Origin of the sequence: Burkholderia sp. Ac-20353 (assembly GCF_017104785.1) — a bacterium.
Taxonomy (GTDB): domain Bacteria; phylum Pseudomonadota; class Gammaproteobacteria; order Burkholderiales; family Burkholderiaceae; genus Burkholderia.
The window spans coordinates 1-19,894 of sequence record NZ_JAAGPL010000049.1 but is presented as its reverse complement, the minus strand read 5'-3'; the positions used below and the strand labels follow the sequence as shown (position 1 = coordinate 19,894).

At 67.0% G+C, this 19,894-nt stretch carries 13 protein-coding genes and 1 pseudogene; 4 read left to right on the top strand and 10 right to left on the bottom strand.

Annotation, left to right across the window (positions count from 1 at the left end):
- Window positions 1-18 precede the first annotated feature (18 nt).
- Both G3N94_RS16425 and G3N94_RS16420 read left to right on the top strand, forming a co-directional pair.
- Window positions 19-1,389, top strand: coding sequence for an NAD(P)/FAD-dependent oxidoreductase (locus G3N94_RS16425; protein ID WP_205793573.1), 1,371 nt, complete (start codon window positions 19-21; stop codon window positions 1,387-1,389).
- Between the two features lie 307 nt (window positions 1,390-1,696).
- Window positions 1,697-2,131, top strand: coding sequence for a phosphatase (locus G3N94_RS16420; protein ID WP_205793572.1), 435 nt, complete (start codon window positions 1,697-1,699; stop codon window positions 2,129-2,131).
- A gap of 40 nt (window positions 2,132-2,171) precedes the next feature.
- Here G3N94_RS16420 and G3N94_RS16415 read toward each other — a convergent pair whose 3' ends face one another.
- The gene (locus tag G3N94_RS16415; protein WP_346778702.1) at window positions 2,172-3,203 is read right to left on the bottom strand and encodes an NAD(P)H-quinone oxidoreductase; all 1,032 of its coding nucleotides are present in this window, start codon (window positions 3,201-3,203) and stop codon (window positions 2,172-2,174) included.
- Window positions 3,204-3,359: 156 nt separating this feature from the next.
- Between G3N94_RS16415 and G3N94_RS16410 the strand changes: the two genes are divergently transcribed.
- Complete coding sequence (locus tag G3N94_RS16410; protein ID WP_205793571.1) at window positions 3,360-4,226, top strand: LysR family transcriptional regulator; 867 nt, start codon at window positions 3,360-3,362, stop codon at window positions 4,224-4,226.
- A 109-nt stretch (window positions 4,227-4,335) separates the two neighbouring features.
- A complete protein-coding gene (locus G3N94_RS16405) occupies window positions 4,336-5,706 on the top strand; it encodes an MFS transporter (RefSeq protein WP_205793570.1) in 1,371 nt (456 codons plus the stop codon).
- Window positions 5,707-5,881: 175 nt separating this feature from the next.
- Here the strand turns inward: G3N94_RS16405 and G3N94_RS16400 are convergent, their stop codons facing one another.
- The 9 genes and pseudogenes from G3N94_RS16400 to G3N94_RS16360 all read right to left on the bottom strand — a co-directional run.
- Window positions 5,882-7,267 carry an NCS2 family permease gene (locus G3N94_RS16400; protein WP_241021885.1) on the bottom strand — a complete coding sequence of 462 codons (1,386 nt, stop codon included), beginning with the start codon at window positions 7,265-7,267 and terminating at the stop codon, window positions 5,882-5,884.
- Window positions 7,268-7,705: 438 nt separating this feature from the next.
- Window positions 7,706-8,638, bottom strand: coding sequence for a polyphosphate kinase 2 (ppk2, locus tag G3N94_RS16395; protein ID WP_205793569.1), 933 nt, complete (start codon window positions 8,636-8,638; stop codon window positions 7,706-7,708).
- A 315-nt stretch (window positions 8,639-8,953) separates the two neighbouring features.
- The gene (locus G3N94_RS16390; protein ID WP_205793568.1) at window positions 8,954-10,291 is read right to left on the bottom strand and encodes a nitrate/sulfonate/bicarbonate ABC transporter ATP-binding protein; all 1,338 of its coding nucleotides are present in this window, start codon (window positions 10,289-10,291) and stop codon (window positions 8,954-8,956) included.
- Window positions 10,292-10,338: 47 nt separating this feature from the next.
- Window positions 10,339-12,090 carry an ABC transporter permease subunit gene (locus G3N94_RS16385; protein WP_205793567.1) on the bottom strand — a complete coding sequence of 584 codons (1,752 nt, stop codon included), beginning with the start codon at window positions 12,088-12,090 and terminating at the stop codon, window positions 10,339-10,341.
- 299 nt (window positions 12,091-12,389) lie between these two features.
- The gene (locus G3N94_RS16380) at window positions 12,390-13,976 is read right to left on the bottom strand and encodes an inorganic phosphate transporter (protein ID WP_205793566.1); all 1,587 of its coding nucleotides are present in this window, start codon (window positions 13,974-13,976) and stop codon (window positions 12,390-12,392) included.
- 385 nt (window positions 13,977-14,361) lie between these two features.
- Window positions 14,362-17,013: a LuxR C-terminal-related transcriptional regulator gene (locus G3N94_RS16375; RefSeq protein ID WP_205793565.1), complete on the bottom strand. Its 2,652-nt coding sequence runs from the start codon at window positions 17,011-17,013 to the stop codon at window positions 14,362-14,364.
- Between the two features lie 27 nt (window positions 17,014-17,040).
- Window positions 17,041-17,274 (bottom strand): hypothetical protein, encoded by a 234-nt coding sequence (locus tag G3N94_RS16370; RefSeq protein ID WP_241021884.1) that lies wholly within the window; start codon window positions 17,272-17,274, stop codon window positions 17,041-17,043.
- A complete protein-coding gene (locus tag G3N94_RS16365) occupies window positions 17,271-19,271 on the bottom strand; it encodes an acetoacetate--CoA ligase (RefSeq protein ID WP_205793564.1) in 2,001 nt (666 codons plus the stop codon). The genes G3N94_RS16370 and G3N94_RS16365 overlap by 4 nt, the downstream gene beginning before the upstream one ends.
- 85 nt (window positions 19,272-19,356) lie before the next feature.
- A pseudogene (locus G3N94_RS16360) lies at window positions 19,357-19,894 on the bottom strand (hypothetical protein); the annotation flags it as partial.

The following is a 19,894-nucleotide window of genomic DNA, read 5'->3' as shown; positions in this document are numbered from 1 at the left end:
CTAGCCTGGAGCACAAGCATGGACACGAACACGTTCACTCCCGACACGGATCGCGCGACGCGCGTGCCGTGCATCGTGATCGTCGGCGGCGGCGCCGGCGGCCTGCAACTGGCGACGCGTCTCGGCGACACCGTCGGACGGCGCGGCATGGCGGAAATCGTGCTGGTCGATCGTTCGCCGACGCATTTCTGGAAGCCGCTGCTGCACGAGGCCGCGTCCGGCCATCGCGATCCGGCCTCGCACACGATCGAGTATGCGGCGCAGGCGAAGCGGCACGGCTTCCGGTTCTTGCAGGGCGAGCTGCAACGTGTCGACCGGACGCGGCGCACCGCGACGATCGCAGCCGTGCTCGACGCGGACGGCACGGAAATCCTGCCGCAGCGCGACGTGCATTACGACGATCTGGTGCTCGCGGTCGGCAGCGTGACGAACTTCTTCAACGTGCCGGGCGCCGCGCGTCATGCGCTGCCGCTCGAGAACGTCGAGCAGGCCGAAGATTTTCGCCGCAAGTTCCTCGCCGCGTGCACGAGGGCCAACCATCTGGCGGAGCAGCAGCCGGAACAGCAGCTGGAGCAGCGCCCGCAGCCGATCTGCATCAACGTGATCGGCGCTGGCGCGACCGGCGTGGAGCTCGCGGCCGCGCTCAGGCATGCGATCAACCAGTTGACGACGTACCGGTTCAAGGCGCTGGTGCCCGACCGCGACGTGTGCATCCGGCTGATCGAAGGCGGCCCGCGCGTGCTGCCGGCGCTCGACGAGCGGCTCTCCGCGCGGATGCAGGCGCAGCTGCGGCAACTGCACGTCGACGTGCTGACCGGCACGCGCGTCGCGGAAGTCGCGCATGACGCGGTCGTGACCGCCACCGGCGAACGTCTCGCGAGCGACATCACGATCTGGGCCGCGGGCGTCGCGGGCCCCGCGTTCCTGCGACAGCTCGGCGACATCGCGCTCAATCGGGCAAACCAGGTGATCGTCACCGACACGCTGCAGACGCCGGACGATCCGCACGTGTTCTCGTTCGGCGACTGTGCGGCGTGCCCGTCCGCCGGCGCGCAAGGCTTCCTGCCGCCGCGTGCGCAGGTCGCGTACCAGCAGGCCGTGTATCTCGGCCACGCGTTCGCGCGGCGGCTGGCCGGCAAGCCGGTCGACGGCTTCACGTTCCGCGATGCGGGCACCGTCGTGTCGCTCGGTCAGGCGGGCGCGGTGTTCCAGGCGGAGCTCGGCGTGCGCTCGCGCTCGCTGATCGTCGACGGGCTCGCCGCGATCGGCTTGTACAAGTTCCTGTATCGCAAGCACCTGTTCAGCGTGTACGGCGCGAAGCGCACGCTGCTCCAGGCGCTGAGCCACTGGCTGCAAAGCCGCAACCAGCCTTCGATCAAGCTGCATTGACGGTCGGCGCGAAGTGACACGCGTATCGGGCACCGGTTGGTTGCCCGATACGCGATTTGCGCACGTCCGGAAGACGATCGGCGCGATCGTTTCAATCGGCGAAACGCCGATTTGGCGCGCCAAATTCCGGAAATGCACAAACGCACCACAGTCGCGCGTTTGCACCATCACCGTGCAAATTGATATATAAGCCGGATCCTATGAGTCGGCTAAAAAGATTAATTTGTCGTGTAATCCCGTCAAAAGCTAAGGTGTAGCATTCCCGTCAGCGAACGGATCGTCACGTCTTCCGCAGAGGTGCATCACCGTGGTCATCGAAGCCATCGTTACACGACTCGACGCAGCGTTTGAACAGATCGAAGCGACACCGGACTCGCGGGAATCGCAGCATCAGCGCGATGCGATCATCGAGTGGCTCGACAGCGCATCCGCCGAAGGCTACCGTCTCGGCCTCGTGACGACCCTGCCGGCCTCGCGCCTCAGCGCGATGTTCGAAGGCCAGTTCGGCCTTGCGAACCTCGACCGTTTCTCCGTCGTCGTGACCGATGCGCATCAGCCTTCCGTCGCCACGAGCCAGCATCCGTTCGATGTCGCGCTGCACGCGCTCGGCGTGCCGCGCGAATGCGCGGCCGTCGTCGCGAGCAGCGAGCCCGAGCGCCGCGAGGCCGAAGTCTACGGGATGTCGCGCAGCGTCCGGATCGCCGACGTCGCACGTTCGGCCGCGCCGCTCGGTCATTGCTGAAGCCACGCGCGGCCGGGCCGCCGTGCCGCCGTGCATCAAATCAAGCGGCGCGCGCCGCCGCCGTCGTCAGCACGATCTTGCCGATGTGCGTGCCGGAATCCATCAACGCATGCGCGCCGCGCGCATCGTCGAGTTCGAAGGTCCGGTCGATCAGCGGCTTCACCGCGCCGCTGCGAATGTGCGGCCACACCGACCGTTCGAGCTCGTCGATCAGCTGCGCCTTCTCCTCGCGCGTCCGAGAACGCAGCGTCGAGCCGATATGCGTGAGGCGCTTCGTCAGCATCGGGAACAGATCGAGCTCTTTCGCAGGCCCCTTGATCACGCCGATCTGCACGATGCGCCCGTTCATCGCGGCAGCCGCGTAATTCCGCGCGACGTAATCGCCGGCGACGATATCGACGACCACGTCGACACCGCGCCCGTCCGTTGCACGCATCGCTGCGTCGACGAAATCCTCGTGCCGGTAGTCGACCGCGACGTCGGCGCCGAGTGCAAGACTCGCGGCGCGCTGCGCGTCTGAACTGATCGTCGTGACGATCTTCGATGCGCCGAACGCCTTCGCGAGCATCGTCGCCGTGGTGCCGATACCCGACGCGCCGCCGTGGATCAGCACGCTGTCGCCCGCTGCAAATTTGCCGCGCTGGAACAGGTTCAGCCACACCGTCAGGAACGTTTCGGGCATTGCGGCCGCTTCGACCATCGACAGCCGTTCAGGAATCCCGATCGTGTTGGTCTCGTGCGCCACTGCGTATTCCGCGTAGCCGCCGCCCGCGATCAGCGCGCAGACGCGATCGCCAATCGCGAAGCGCGTCACGTCGCGGCCGAGCGCGACGACTTCGCCGGCCACTTCGAGGCCCGGAATATCGGAAGCGCCCGGCGGCGGATCGTACAGGCCCTTGCGCTGCAGCGCGTCGGGGCCGTTCACGCCGGCCGCGTGAACGCGGATCAGCACCTCGCCGGCGGCAGGCGCGGGCGTCGTTCGCGTCGCCGGCACGAGCACGTCGGGGCCGCCCGGCCGTGCGATCTCGATCGCGGTCATCGCCGCGGGAACAGTTTGCGTGGTATGTGACACGGCTTCATCCTTTTCGACATGCCGGATGCGCTGCGACGCCGGGCAACTCGCCGGCTCGCCGCATCGGGTATTGAAAAGTGTAGGGACGCGGCCCGCGCTTGACACGCAGCGAATTGCCGAACGTATGATGCAGAATTGCATCACGCCGGAGGCGCCATGAACTGGGACGACGCACGCATTTTCGTCGCGCTCCATCGGGAAAAGACCTTGCGCGCTGCCGCACGCGCGCTCGACATCGACCAGGCGACGGTCGGCCGCCGCCTCGCCGCGCTCGAGCATGCGCTCGGCGCGACGCTGTTCCTGCGCACGTCGAAGGGTTACGAGCTGACACCCGTCGGCCGGATCGCGATCCGCGCGGCAGACGCCATGGAGCAGTCCGCGCACGATCTCGTGCGCCACACGCAAGGCGTCGACAAGCGGCTCGCCGGCGAAGTGAAGATCACGACGACGGACGCGCTCGCGCTCGAATTCGTGATGCCGGCCATCGAGCGCGTGCACGCGAAGCATCCGGACGTGTCGGTAATGCTCGACACGTCGACGCAGATCCTCAATCTCGCGAAGCGCGAGGCCGACATCGCGATCCGCACCGTCAAGCCCGCCAATCCCGATCTGCTCGCGCGCCGCGTCGCACAATGGGAAGTCGGGCTGTACGCGTCGCCCGACTACCTGCGGCGTCGCGGCGAGCCGGTGCCCGGCGAGCATTTCGCCGGCCACGATCTCGCCGTCTACCAGCCGCACATCGCGGCGGCCCGCGCGCCCGCGTTCGTCGGCGAGCCGCTGACCGACGGCCGCATCGTCGCGCGCCTGAATGCGAACCTGACGCTGCGCGCGGCGCTGAAGGCCGGGCTCGGCATCGGCCAGCTGCCGGTGCCGATGGGCGAACGCGATGGGCTCGTGCGGATCTGGCCCGATCGGTCGGGCGACGTTTCGTATGACGTCTGGCTCGTCACGCACCAGGACCTGCGCCACACCGCGCGGATCCGCGTGACGATCGATGCGATCGTGTCGGCGTTCGGGGGCTGACCGGCGCAACGCGCGAGGCGCCGGGCGCCGGGCGCCGGGCGCCACGATCGGAACCCGTTGAAACGGCGATTGTCTATACATCTATCGCCCTGTTTGAAGGGGATTCCAAATGGCTGCGATGGAACCCGGGGCATCGCCCCTCTCGGACGAGGAGGCGCGGCGCCAGTTGCGGCGCGCCGTCATCGCCAGCACGGTCGGCACGACGATCGAATGGTATGACTTCTTCCTCTACAGCACCGTGACCGGTCTGGTCTTCGCGAAGCTGTACTTCCCCCAATCCCACCCGCTCGTCGGCACGCTGCAGGCATTCCTGATCTATGCGGTCGGCTTCGTCGCGCGGCCGGTCGGCGCGGCGATCTTCGGCCACTACGGCGACCGCATCGGACGCAAGGCCACGCTGATCGTGACGCTGTTGCTGATGGGGCTCGCGACGTTCGCCGTCGCGTTCGTGCCGACCTATGCGGTGATCGGCATCTGGGGCGCGGTCGCGCTCACGGTGCTGCGCTTCATCCAGGGCGTCGGTGTCGGCGGCGAATGGGGCGGCTCGGTACTGATGTCGATGGAGTGGGCGCGTACCAATGCGCATCGCGGCTTCGTCGCGTCGTGGCCGCAGTTCGGCGTGCCGGCTGGGCTGTTCCTCGCGAACCTGGCCGTGCTGGCCGTCAGCTGGCTCGCCGGCAACAGCTTCCTCACGTGGGGCTGGCGCGTGCCGTTCGTCCTCAGCATCGTGCTGGTCGCGATCGGCTTGTACATCCGGCTGAACATTCTCGAAACACCGCTGTTCGCGAAGCTGCTCGCCGAGCACCGGATCGAGCGGACGCCAATGCTCGAGGTGCTGCGCCGCCAGCCGAAGGACATCCTGCTGTCGGCTTTCGCGCGCATGGCCGAACAGGCGCCGTTCTACCTCTACACCGCGTTCGTGTTCACCTATGGCGTCACGGCACTCGGCGCGTCGCGCAACCTGCTGCTCGCGGCGGTGCTTGCCGCGTCGGTCGTGGAGTTCTTCACGATCCCGCTGTTCGGCCACGTATCCGACCTGATCGGTCGACGCCGGATGTACATCACCGGCGCGATTGCCGCCGGCCTGTTCGGCTTCGTCTACTTCGCGATGGTCGATACGAAGATTCCGGCGTGGATCTTCATCGCGATCGTGCTGTCGCTGGTGCCGCATTCGATGATGTACGGGCCGCAGGCCGCGCTGATCGCGGAATCCTTCACGGGGCGCCTGCGTTACAGCGGCGCGTCGCTCGGCTACCAGCTCGCGTCGGTGATCGCCGGCGGCCCGGCGCCGCTGATCGCGACGGCGCTGTTCGCCTACTACCACTCAGGCTACGCGATCGCGATCTATGTGGCCGTATGCGCGGTGTTCAGCGTGGTCTCCGCGGCGATGCTCGGCGATTACACGAACAAGGACATCTCGCGGGAATACGACGACATGCGGGGGATCGGCGACAGCGGGCATGCGCCGCCGGTGACGTGACGGTCGCGCGGCAGTCGCGCGTCGGCACGCGCGGCCACCAACAAAAAGAGCCTGGAAACCGGCGTTCCCAGGCACGGAGGCCATCAACGATGATGATGGTGGTGGATATGGAGGAGATAGCATCCTCCCTGCACGCTGCCGCGACCCTGTCCGCGGCAGCGTGCGACGGGTTTCGTCAGATCGCCCAGCCGCCCAGGTAGAACACGACGAGCACGGCCGCGATGATCACGGTGCCGACGTTGAGCTTGCGGAATTCACCGCTGGCGATGCGGCCGATCACGAGCGTCGAGAAGCCGAGCATGATGCCCGTCACGATGTTCGCGGTCAGCACGATGAACACCGCGCACACGAGCCCCGACATCGCATCGACCATGTCGTCCATGTGCAGCTTGCTCACGCTGCTCAGCATCAGCAGGCCGACGTACATCAGCGCGGGCGCGGTCGCATACGACGGCACGAGCGCCGCGAGCGGCGAGAAGAACATCACGATCAGGAACAGCAGGCCGACCACCGCGGCGGCGAGGCCCGTCTTCGCGCCGGCGGCCACGCCGACGCTCGACTCGATGTAGGCCGCCGCCGGCGCGCCGCCGAGGAAGCCGGAGAAAATCGAGCTGACCGAATCGGCGGTCAGTGCGCGACCGCCGTTGATGATGCGGCCGTTCTCGTCGAGCTGGCCCGCCTGCCCCGCGACCGCGCGGATCGTGCCGGTCGCGTCGAACACGGCCGTCATCACGAGCGCCAGCACGCTCGGCAGCACGGCCATCGACAACGCACCCTTGATGTCCATCGCGCCGATCAGCGATGCATGACCCGGCGCGCTCAGCGACGGCAGCGCGAAGATGCCGTGGTACTTCACGTCCGGATCGAATGCGAGGCCGAACGCCGAGATCGCGATCACGACGAGCAGGATCCCGCCCGGCACGCGGCGCTTTTCCAGCCCGAAGATCGCCGCGAGGCCGATCACCGACATGATCACCGGCAGCGCGGTAACGTGGCCGAGCGTCACCGGCAGGCCGGCGCCCGGGTTCTTGATCACGAGGCCGACGTCGTTCGACGCGATCAGCAGCAGGAACAGGCCGATGCCGATCCCCGTGCCGTGCGCGACGCCCGCGGGCAGGTTGCGCAGGATCCACGAGCGCACGCCGGTGACGGAAATGCCGGTGAACACGAGCCCCATCAGGAACACGGCGCCGAGCGCGACCGTCGGCGACAGCCCCTTGCCGAGCACGAGGCCGAATGCGGTGAATGCGGTCAGCGAAATCGCGCAGCCGATCGCGATCGGCAGCTTCGCCCACAGGCCCATCAGCAGCGAGCCGAAGGCCGTCGTCAGGCAGACGGCGACGAACACGGCGCTCGTGTCGAAACCGGCCTTGCCGAACATGCCGGGCACGACGAACACCGAATAGACCATCGCCAGGAAGGTGGTGATACCCGCGACGACTTCCCTGCGCTGCGTGCTGCCGCGCAGGGAAATCCCGAAATATCGATCGATGGCGCCCTTCGCGCCGAAGTCCGCTTCCGCGCCGACGCCGGCGACCGGCTGCACCGGGGTATCACTCATGAGCTTGCTCCTTTATCAGCATGCTGAAACGGCCGCGCGCGGCCGTCATCAGGTTTGTCTCGTCTCTTGACAGGCTTGTCGGCAACGTCGTGGGGACGGGCGAGCCGCGATGCGTCTCGTCGATTCGCGAAGCGCGGGCCGTGTTGTTTTGCGCAATCTCGTGCGCTCTGTATCGGCCCGGCCATTCGAAACTTGCCGAAGCGAAGGGTAGGCGAACAGAACATCGCATCCCATTGGGCCATCGGCATGCAGCGCATGTCATAGCGCTTATATCGGCGTGGAACCGGGCTTTTTCGCCGCCGACCGCGTGTATACGCCTAGTCCGGTTCCGTTAAGACGAGTATTTGAATACGGTGGGCGCGCGCGCGGACTCGGCCGGCGAGCGCCGACCAGGATGCGCCAGACGGGGCCCGATGCCCCGCCGGCCGCAAGCCCGCATCAGTAGCTGTCGGGGACGTACATGTCTTCCGGCACCGGATGACGGATGTAGTCTTCGTGATGGACGCGGTTCGGCAGCACGACCGCGGAATGCTCGACGTCGTGATACGGCACTTGCCCGAGCAGGTGCCTGATGCAGTTCAGGCGCGCGTTCTTCTTGTCGTCCGCGCGCACGACCCACCAGCGCGATTCCGGAATATGCGAGCGCTCGAGCATCAATTCCTTCGCCTGCGTGTACGCTTCCCAGCGCCGGCGGCTCTCGAGGTCCATCGGGCTCAGCTTCCACTGTTTCAGCGGATCGTCGATGCGGCTCTGGAAGCGCAGCTCCTGCTCGTCGTCCGACACCGAGAACCAGTACTTGACGATCTGGATGCCGCTTCTCACCAGCATCTTCTCGAACTCGGGCACCGACCGGAAGAACTCGTCGTATTCGTCGTCGGTGCAGAACCCCATCACGCGCTCGACGCCGGCGCGGTTATACCAGCTGCGATCGAACAGCACGATTTCGCCGGCGGCCGGAAGATGTGCGACATAGCGCTGGAAATACCATTGCGTGCGCTCGCGCGTCGTCGGCGCGGGAAGCGCCGCGACCCGGCACACGCGCGGGTTCAGCCGCTGCGTGATGCGCTTGATGACCCCGCCCTTTCCCGCCGCGTCCCGGCCCTCGAAAATCACGACCAGCCGGTGGCCGGAATGAACGACCCAGTCCTGGAGCTTCACCAGTTCCCCCTGCAAGCGCAGCAGCTCGCGGAAGTAATGCTGGCGTTCCGCGCGCCGGTCGCTATCCGTCCCGGTGTCGGACTCGAAGCGCCGGTCGTCGAGCTCCAGTTCGAATTCCTCGTCCAGGCTGTCGATCAGTTCCGCTTGCAGGCGCGCATAGCGATCCCGATCGGCGTCGGCGGCGGCGTCGTTGGTCGGAAGAGCGTCTTTCATGGGAGTCCCTGTATTGCCTGTGGAGAAGGATGTGCCGGAAAGCGGCACACGCGAGGGCAGCGGCGCGACGGCCGGGTCCGGCAGTGCGAACACGCGGGCCCGAGCGCCATTGCGTTCCGCAATGGCGGGCGTCGCCGGTGCGAACGCCCGCAGCATCGGTCGAACCGGCAGCATGCATGCGGCCATGAAACGACGAAACAGCGCGTCGCGCAAGCGCGACCGCTGGCTTCCGGACCGTTGGCGCCTGCGCATCAGGGCACCGCGAACCAAGCGTCTGACCACGTAAGATCCCCAGGTTTTCGGCAAATGAAGAGATCAGGATTCTACGTCGGCGAGACTGAAAATCTCGGTTTTGTCGTTGTATGAGAAGACTTCGCCGTAGCGGCCCCAGTCGATCACCGCGTCGAGCGTCTCCTCGGCGGCGCCGTCGGTCAGGAAATCCTCGAGCTCCTGCTCGAAGCGCACGCGCGGCGCGCGATGGCCCGGCCGCTCGTCGAGCACCTTCTTGATCTGCGCGGCGAGCGGCACATGTTTCAGCAGATGGTCCGAGAACATCAGCTTGCGTTCCTGCGTGCCGAACTCCGCGAACACGCGCCCCGGCGGCGTCAGGATCACGTCCCCTTCGCGCACGTCCGCGAAGCCGAGGTACTGCAGCACTTCGGCGATCGGGAACAGCTCATCGACCTCGAGGTGCAGCGTGCGCGCGATTTCCGGCATGTCCGCGCGGCCGTGGTACGGCGCCATCGCGAGCGTTTCGATCAGGCCGGCCATCAGGTTGGTCGACACCCGCGCCAGCCGGCTGCCGAGCTCGAGCCCCTTCTTCGTCGCCTCGCCGAACTGGCGCGTCGTCATCTTCGCGTAGATGTCGTCGACGAGCTTGCGGAACGCCGGGTCGAGACGATTGCGCGGGTGCTTGAACGGCACCTTGATCTCGGCGATCACGCGGCCCGGGTTCGACGACAGCACGAGAATCCGGTCGCACATGAACACCGCTTCCTCGATGTTGTGCGTGACGATCAGCACCGACTTGATCGGCATGCGGCCCTGCGTCCACAAGTCGAGCAGGTCGGTACGCAGCGTCTCGGCGGTCAGCACGTCGAGCGCCGAAAACGGCTCGTCCATCAGCAGGATCGTCGGATCGACGACCAGCGCGCGCGCGAAACCGACGCGCTGACGCATGCCGCCCGACAGCTCGCGCGGATACGCGTTCTCGAAGCCGTCGAGACCGATCAGGTCGATCGCCGCAAGCGCGCGCTCGCGTCGCCCGCGCGCGTCGACGCCGAGCGCCTCGAGGCCCGCTTCCACGTTCTGCAGCACGGTGAGCCACGGGAACAGCGCGAAGGTCTGGAACACCATCGCGACGCCTTCGGCCGGGCCGCGCAGCGGCTTGCCGAGGTAGCTCACCTCGCCGCCGGTCGGCTCGATCAGGCCGGCGATGATCCGCAACAGCGTCGACTTGCCCGAGCCCGAGCGGCCGAGCAGCCCGACGATCTCGCCTTCGCGCAGCGACAGGTTCGCGTCGTCGAGCACCAGCAGTTCGCCCTGCGCCTTGTTGAAGCCGCGGCTGACATTGTCGACGCGCAGGATTTCGTCACCGAGCGTCGGCGCCGGCTGGGTCTGAACAGGGGCGTTTACAGCATTCGGATTTTGCATCGCGTTTCGCTCTCAATCAGTTTCAGTCAACATGCTCAGTCACACGCTCAGTCAAGTCGCAGCTTCGACTCGGCATAGACATACAGCGGGCGCCACAGCAGGCGGTTGAACAGTGTTACGAACAGTGACATCACGGCGATGCCGAGGATGATCTTCGGGAAGTCGCCCGCGGCCGTCGTCTGCGCGATGTACGCGCCGAGGCCGTGCGCGTTGACCTTGGTATCGCCCCACTGCACGGCTTCGGACACGATGCTCGCGTTCCATGCGCCGCCCGACGCGGTGATCGCGCCCGTCACGTAATACGGGAAGATGCCCGGCAGCATGGCCTGGCGCCACCATTGCCGGCCGCGGATGCGGAAGTTGGCCGTGACTTCCTTGTAGTCGTTCGGATACGCGGTCGCGCCGGCGATCACGTTGAACAGGATGTACCACTGCGTGCCGAGCACGATCAGCGGCGACAGCCAGATGTCGGCGTTCAGGTGGAATTTCACGATCACGATCACGAACACCGGGAACAGCAGGTTCGCCGGGAACGCGGCCAGGAACTGCGCGAGCGGCTGCACCTTTTCGGCGAGCGCCGGGCGCAACCCGATCAGCACGCCGATCGGCACCCAGATCACCGACGCGATCGCGATCAGCAGCGTGACGCGCAGCAGCGTGATGAGGCCGAGCACGAACACGTGCCCCACTTCGTCGAGCGTGACGCCGGTGCGCACGTAAGCGACCACGCGCCACACGACGTACACGGTCAGCAGCACCACCACGATGCCCCAGACGATATCGCCGATGCGCGACGCCTGCCCCGGTTGCTCCTGCCGGGACCCTGCCCGCCCGAATGCCGGCATGCGCATCGGCGCGCGTGCGGCCCGCGACAGCATCCAGCCCATCGGCACGAGCGTGCGGTGGACCAGCTGCGTGCGGCGCATGAGGTCGAGCAGCCACGATTCGGGCGCGTCGCCGGAGCTCGTGGTTTCCATCCGGAACTTGTCGGCCCACGCGACGAGCGGGCGGAACAGCAGCTGGTCATATGCGAGGATCACGACCGTCATCGCGAGGATCACCCAGCCGATCGCGCCGATGTTCTTGTCGCTGATCGCCTGCGCGAGATACGCGCCGACGCCCGGCAGCGTGATCGTATTGTTGCCGACCGTGATCGCCTCGGACGCGACCACGAAGAACCAGCCGCCCGACATCGACATCATCATGTTCCAGATCAGGCCCGGCATCGAGAACGGCACCTCGAGCTTCCAGAAGCGCTGCCACCCGGTCAGGTGGAAGCCGCGCGACACCTCGACGAGATCGTGCGGCACGGTGCGCAGCGACTGGTAGAAGCTGAACGTCATGTTCCACGCCTGGCTCGTCCAGATCGCGAAGATCGCGGCGAGCTCGGCGCCGAGCACGCGGCCCGGGAACAGCGCGAGGAAGAACGTGACCGTAAACGAGATGTAACCGAGCACCGGCACCGACTGCAGGATGTCGAGGATCGGGATCAGCACCTTCTCGGCCCGGCGGCTCTTCGCGGCGAGCGTGCCGTACACGAGCGTGAACAGGAGCGACGCGATCATCGCGGCGAGCATCCGCAGCGTCGTGCGCAGCGCGTATTCGGGCAGGTTAGACGGGTCGAGCGAGATCGCCTGGGTCTTCAGCGTCGAAATCGGCGCAAGCGTCTGATGAAAGCCGATCGCCGCCATCGCGATCAGGCAGACGATCAGCGGGAACGCGATGAAGTCCCAACGGTTGGGCAGCACACGCCACACCGACGCATTTGCGCGGCGACTCGGGTCAAAGCTGAGATCCATCTGGGTGTTTCTCCGTCGAGAGAGCGTTGGGACAGACTGGCCGACGGTCCGCGATCGTCCGTCGGCGGCCGGAACGGCCGACCGCGCTGCGGCGACCGATTGCGTGCGCCGGCACGTTTCCGGCATTCATGCGCTGCCGAATTTCCTGCAGCGTCCGCAGCGCCCGCATCGGGGACGCGGAACGCGCCACGCGGCGCCGGCGGCAGGGATTCCGTCCGGCGCCCGGCGGTCACGGCGCCCGGGGCGGTGAGCGCCAGGCGCGCGACCGGGCTTGCTTCACCGGGCTTATATCAACCGGGTCAGAAGACCCGATGCAGCACCCAGTACAGGCACCCCGACAGCGCGATCGATGCCGGCAGGGTCAGCACCCACGCGAACACCAGGTTGCGCACCGTGCCCCAGCGCAGGCCCGACCCGTTGGCCGTCATCGTGCCGGCCACGCCGGACGTCAGCACGTGGGTCGTCGACACCGGCAGCCCGTACGCATCAGCCATGCCGATCGTCAGCATCGCGACCGCCTCGGCCGACGCGCCCTGGCCATAGGTCAGATGCGACTTGCCGATCTTCTCGCCGACCGTCACGACGATGCGCTTCCAGCCCACCATCGTGCCGAGACCCAGCGCGATCGCGACGGCGACCTTCACCCAGGTCGGGATGAACTTGGTCGAATGATCGAGCTGCTTCCTCAACGCGTCGATCACGCCCGCGTCTTCCGCGGAGAATGCCGGCGACTTGGCCTTCTCCATCAGCCGGATCGCCTCGGACGCCACGTACATGTTGTTGCGCACGTTGCCGGCCTGGCTTTGCGGCACCGCGGAAATCGAGCCCGATGCGCCGACCTGCCCGGCGATCCCGTCGATCAGGTCGCGCAGCGCGGGCAGCGTTGCCGGCGTGATGTGACGGGTGCGCACATAGGCCTCGACTTCACTGCGTGCGTCCGCGGGATGGACAGTCGTGTCCGCATACTTGCCGAGCGTCGCCGACGCATGGCGCGCGACGGCGACGAACGTGCCGGTCTGCTCCGGCGTGACGGCCTTGTTGAGCGCGTACGCGGTCGGCATCACGCCGATCAGGATCAGCATGATCAGGCCCATGCCCTTTTGCCCGTCGTTCGAGCCGTGCGCGAACGACACGCCGGTGCAGGTCAGGATCAGCAGCGCGCGAATCCAGAACGGCGGCGGCGTGTTCCCCTTCGGTTCCTCGTAGAGCGCCGGCACGCGCACGACCGCCTTGAGGACGATCAGCAGCAGCGCGGACAGCAGGAAGCCGATGATCGGCGAGAACAGCAGCGCCTTGCCGACGCCCAGCGCCTGGTTCCAGTCGACGCCGCTCGTGCCGGACGGGCCGCTGATGAACTGGTTCATCAGCCCGACCCCGATGATCGAGCCGACGAGCGTATGCGAACTCGACGACGGCAGGCCGAAATACCAGGTCGCGAGGTTCCACACGACCGCTGCGATCAGAAGTGCGAACACCATCGAGAAGCCGGCGCTGCTGCCGACCTGCAGGATCAGTTCGACCGGCAGGAGCTGCAGGATGCCGAACGCCACCGCGCCGCTCGACGTCAGCACGCCGAGGAAATTCCACGCGCCGGACCAGACGACCGCCGCGTGCGGCGCAAGCGAGCGCGTATAGATCACGGTCGCGACCGCATTCGCGGTGTCGTGGAAGCCGTTGACGAACTCGAACCCGAGCGCGATCAGCAATGCGATGCCAAGCAGGATGTAAGGAAACGTCGAACGCTCGGCAACCGTCTGGAGATCCGACGCGAGCTGGGTGATGACGAAGATCGCTCCGGCGAGGAGCAACACCAGGAAGACAGCGAAACCCAGGTTGCGCTCCCGGCTGCGGGGCACGCTGAATTGCGCGGCGATTGGATCGGACATGGTCACGTGTATGAAAAAGCGGGCACGGAGCGAAGACTATACGATGCGGATGTGACTAGCACGTTAATTCGCATCAAAAAAGACCGATTAATTCGTCATTCTTAATATCAATAATTTCAATTTGTAAGGTTGTTGCGCCAATGCATTTCATAATGCTTGACAGTGTTGCATTTCATGCATTACATATACCGTTTTCTGCATACGTCAGCTGGTGGCAATCTGGCCTGAGGCGTGTAAATCGGTGTATTTTCAGGCGCCCGGATGACGGGCCGGCGTCAGCGATAATTGCGCGGTGCCGTAATGCGAAGTAATAAAGAGGCTCGCCTGGCATTCGATTATGCATTTCACGGCATTCATCGAATCGATTGAATATGGCGCGTGCGACTCAGCGCACGTCCGACCGGGCCTTGAGAATGGCCTGCGCGCGGTTCCTGACGTCCAGCTTCAGGTAGAGATTCTTCAGGTGGAATTTCACCGTGTTCTCGGACAGGAACAGCTTTTCCGAAATCTCGCGATTCGACGCACCGCTGCAAAGCAGTTGCAGGATTTCGTGCTCGCGTTGCGACAGCGCGCCGAGCCACGCCGCTTTCTGCACGCCTGGCCGGGGAATCGCGTGGACGCGATCCGTTTCCGCGTCGGACATCGGGTCCAGCATCGCCACCAGCTCCGCGCCTTCGTCGAGCAGCGCGCGGCGACAGCCGCCGGCACGGGCCGCGTCCGCCACCCGCTGCAGCGTGCGCAGCGCGAGTCTCGTCTGCCCCTGCCGATGCTGGACCAGCGCTTGCAGCACCTGCAGCTTGACCGTCAGCAGCGGTCGGGCGGGCACGATGGCCAGCGCCGTTTTCAGCAGCTCGGCCGCCCGCTCGAGCCGATGCTGCAGCAACGCGAGCCGGATGCGGCCCAGCAGCGCGCCGCTCAGCATCTCCGTGACCGGAATCCAGGCCGGATCCGGCGGCGGGCCATCGATCGACACGTGCGGCAATAACGCGTCGACTCGCGCGGGCTCGCCGCTGCGCGCCGCCAGATACAGGCGCTCCCACGCGATCATCTCGCGCACGCCCGACCATTGGCTCTGAAAACTCACGCGCTCGAGCGTATCGAGCGTGTCGCGTGCCTGGATCATGCGTCCGCGCGCGACGTGCACGCGCGCGATCGACACCATCGACAGCGCAATGAACTCGGGCACCGCCGCGAGCGTGATGTCCTGCTCGAACTGCGCGGCGAGCCGTTCGGCGGTGTCGAGTTCGTCGGCCTCGTAGCACGCCCAGATGCGCGTCGCGGCGAGCGCCGCGGCCGCCATCCCGCGGTTTACGTACGGCCGCGCGCCGGCGCTCGCGCGTGGCGCATGCGTCGCGCGCTGCGGCTGCGCGCCGACGACCTCCAGCACGCACTGCAGCGCGAGCGTGTAGCCGTGGCTGAACGCTGCCTGCGCGTGATCGTTGTGGCTGTTCGCGAGCACGAGCAGACGGCGGCTCTCCTCCTCGTCCCACGCGGCCATCGCAGCGAACGACAGCAGGTTCGCGGCCGCGCCGAGCTCGAACGCCTCGAACACGTCGCGCGCGGGGCGATGCAACGCCGGCACGTTCGCGAGCGGCGCCGCACCGCGCAAGTCGTTGTTGAACAGCTCGGCCATCGCGAGTACGACGTCGGCGCTGCATCCCGCCTGCTCGCCATCGGCCGTGCGTGTCGCTTCGAGCTGCGCGAGCAGCGGATGCTTCGGGACGCCGCGCCGCAGGAACACGAGCGCCCACGCGATCTTGACCGCGAGGCTCCGATGGCCGATCACTTCATGCACCGGCAACCGGTCGTACCAGTAAGCGAGCGTGACCAGCTCCGCATCCGCGACCAGTCGCGACGCCCATGCGTCGAGCGTGTCGATCGCCAGCGCATGCTCGCGCGCTTCGACCGCATGAAACATCGCCTCCTCCGGCACGCCGTGTCGCACGTACCAATGCGCGGCGCGCAGGTGCACGTCGAGCACGCTTTCAGCGCCTTCGCCGCTGAACCGCTCGGACAGGAATCGCGCGAACAGGCTGTGATAGCGATACCAGCCGGGGCTGCCGTCGAGCGCCTCGACAAACAACCCGTCCTGCTCGAGCTGCCGCAACAGCGCATCCGCGTGCGGCAGCCCCGTCACTTCCTCGCAGAGCGCGCCGTTCAGACGCCGCAACTGCGACGTCTTCAGCAGGAACGCCTGCACGTCGGGGCGCTGCAGCGACAGCGTGTTTTCCGACAGATAGCGCACGAGTTCGAGCGGCGCGCAATCGCGCATCTCGTCGAGCGTGCGCCGAATGTCGGTGCGTGCGAGCGCGAGCCTGAACAGCTGCAGGCCGGCGGGCCACCCTTCGGTGCGCGCCTGGACGAACGCTGCCGTTTCCGCATCGATCGCAACGTCGTCGGCACCGGTCAGGAATGCGGCCGATTCGGCCGACGAGAAGCGCAAGTCCTCCATCCGCAGCACGAGCGCTTCCTCCGACACGAGCAGCGCGCTCACGCCGACGTCCGGGATGCTGCGCGAGCCAACGAACACGCGGCAGCGCCCGGGCAACGCGCGCAGCAGATCGCGGAAGAAACGCAGGATCGCGGGTTCGTGTATCCACTGCACATCGTCGATGCAGAAGCCGATCAGGCCGGGAATCCGCGCGATCTGGTCGAGCACCCAGTCGACCATGTTGTCGGTCGCCACGTGCGACTGCGCGCTCACGCCCGCGTCCGCGACCATCTGCGCGACGAGCGCGATGAAGTACGCCTCGAAGCGGCGCGGGTCGTTGTCGTTCTCGTCGAGCGTCAGCCATGCCATTGTCCAGCGCTTCGCGCGGCCGGCATCCATGATCTGCTGCAGCAGCGTGGATTTGCCGCTGCCGAGCGGCGCCTGCAGGATCACGACGCGCGGCACGCCGAGGCGCGTCACGCGCTCGAGCAGCGCATGGCGGACGATCGTGCCGCGGCGGGCGGCGGGCGGAAAGAACTTGTGTTCGCGCAGATCCACGCGGTCACGACGCACGCTGCGTCGCATCACGTTCGGGGAGCGAGTCACGTTCGCCTGTATGGTGGAGAGAGTGGGTCATCCTGCCTCAATTGCCTGGCGGCTACAAGCGTCAGCCGATACGTCCACATCAGGCAGCGGCGGCGTCCATCCGCCGACGCGCGAGAACGCGGAGAACGCCGCGAACGGGTTGCAGCAGAACGGACGCAGGCACGCCGCGTCATGCCTGGCATCGTCGCCATCGCCGACATCGCCCCCGCGCGCCTCGGGCGTGGCCGCCCCGGCGCCGGGCATCGCGCTCGCCGTCGTCATCGCGGCACCGTACCCGCGAACGCGACGTACGCATCGAGCGCCGCCGGATTGGCCATCGCGTCGCGACTCGCTGCCTGTTCGACCGGCCGCCCCATCAGGATCTTGCGCACCGGCACCTCCATCTTCTTGCCGGTCAGCGTATACGGGATCTGCGCCATTTCGACCATCACGTCCGGCACATGGCGCGGGCTGCACTGGGTACGCAGCCGCTCGGCGATGTGCGCACGCAGCGCGTCGTCGAGCACCGCGCCATCGCGCAGACGCAGGAACAGCGGCATGAAGAAGCGCCCGCCCGGCAGCTCGCAGCAGACGACCAGGCTGTCGGCCACCGCGTCGATCTCCTCGACGACCCGGTAGATCTCCGCCGAACCGATCCGCACGCCGTAGCGGTTCAGCGTCGAATCCGCGCGGCCGTAGATGTAGCATCCGCCGTGCGGCGTCACGCGCATGAAGTCGCCGTGCCGCCACACGCCGGGGAAATACTCGAAGTACGACTCGCGATAGCGCGCGCCGCCTTCGTCGTTCCAGAAGAACACCGGCATCGACGGCGCCGGCTGCGTGACGACGAGTTCGCCGACTTCGTCGACGACAGGCTCGCCCGCATCGTTCCATACGTCGACCGCCATGCCGAGCATGCGCGCCTGGATCTCGCCCGCATGGACGGGCAACAGCGGCACCGCGCCGACCAGCCCGCTGCACAGCTCGGTGCCGCCCGATTGCGACGTGACCCACAGATCGGCCTTCACGCTGCGATAGAACCATGCGAACGTCTCCGGCGTGCTCGGCGCGCCGCTCAGCAGCACGCTCCGCAGGCGCGACAGATCGAACCGCCGGCCGGGTTCGATGCCGGCCTTCTCCATCATCTGCACGAAGGTCGGGCTGCCGCCGAAGCACGTCGCGCCCGCATCCGCCGCGAGCTGCCACAGACACTCGGGGCCGCCGTTCATCGGGCTGCCGTCGTAGAGCACCGCCGATGCGCCGGTCATCAGCGCGGCGACCAGCAGGTTCCACATCATCCAGCCGGTCGTGCTGTAGAAGAACATCACGTCGCCGGCGCGCAGGTCCATGTGCAGATGCATCAGCTTCAGATGCTCGACCAGCACGCCGACGTGACTGTGCACGATCGCCTTCGGCAAGCCGGTCGTGCCCGACGAGAACACGATCCACAGCGGATGATCGGCGCCGACGCGCGTGTAGCGGAATGCGTCGGCCGGCACGTCGGGGCCCGACAGCATCGTGTCCCACGCATGCACCGCGCACGACAGCGATGCGATCTCGGCCGGCATTGCGCTCGCGACGTTCGGTAGCCATACGAGCGTCTGCAGGGACGGCAGCGCCTGCGCGATGTCCGCCACCTCGCGCGTGCGCTCGAACATCTTGCCGCCGAACGAATAGCCGTCCGCGGCGATCAGCACCTTCGGCGCGATCTGCCGGAAACGATCGACCACCGTGCGCACGCCGAAGTCGATCGCCGCCGACGACCACACCGCGCCGATGCTGGTCGCCGCGAGCATCGCGACCGCGCACTCGGGCACGTTCGGCATATAGGCGACGACGCGATCGCCGGGCTCCACACCAAGCTCGCGCAAGCGCGTCGCGAAGCGCCGCACCTGGCTCGCGAGGTCGGCGAGCGACAGCGTCTGCAGCGGCCGAGTCTCGCTCGCGTGATGGAACGCCGGATGCGTCGCGCTCGCGTGTGCGGCGTGCTGCAGCACGTGCTCCGCGTAGTTCACGCGCGCGTCCGGAAACCAGCGCGTATCGGGCATCGGCGCGCCGTCGGTGACGCGACGCGCCGACCCGTCGTACTGCACGCCGTACCATTGCCAGATCGACGCCCAGAACGCATCGCGCTCGCTAACGGACCAGCGCCACAGTGCGTCGTAGTCCGCGAACTTCAGGTCGCGATCGGCCGCCAGCCAGTCGATGTAACGCGCGATATGGGTGCCGCGCACGAATGTCTCGTCCGGCGTCCACATCAGTTCGCCTTCGGTCACCATGTCAGCCTCCGCAGGGCCGCCCCAGGAAGGCAGACCACCCCCTCGGGCGGCAGCGAACGAAGCGAGTGCGAGGATCGTTTCATTGTCATCGCCTTTCACGTAAGAGTGCGAGCCGTTCGAGGACGGTCTCCGGACGCGCTGCCGCAGGAATGTCCGCAACGTCGAACGTACCCGGCTTCGGCGCTGGCAGAGCATCACCTTGCCAGAAAGCGTCCGGTACGACGAGCCCGGTCGGACCCTGACCGCACGCCGACGGCGCGATCGCGAAATCGGGGCCGTGCGTATCGCCGAATTCAATCGCTGACGGCACCTGCAGCCCCCAGTCCCATCCGTAGTGCCGTGCGACGTTCGCGACCGGCTGATACAGCTCGAGCCACAGCGCGGCCTCGTCTGCGTCCCACGTGCGCGATTCGCGCATCAGCACCGCATCGATGCCGGCCGTCGCGAACGACCGCAGGAAATCCGCGATGCAGGCCGCCGCCGCGTCGGCTGCGTCTTCGTCGACGACGGTATCCGGCGCGCCGCCCGCCAGCACGAGCGCCTGTGCTGCCCAGTCGCGCGGCGACGGCAGCGCGAGCGTGAACACCGCATCGGGCAGCGCCGCGCGCAGCGCGACCGCGAGC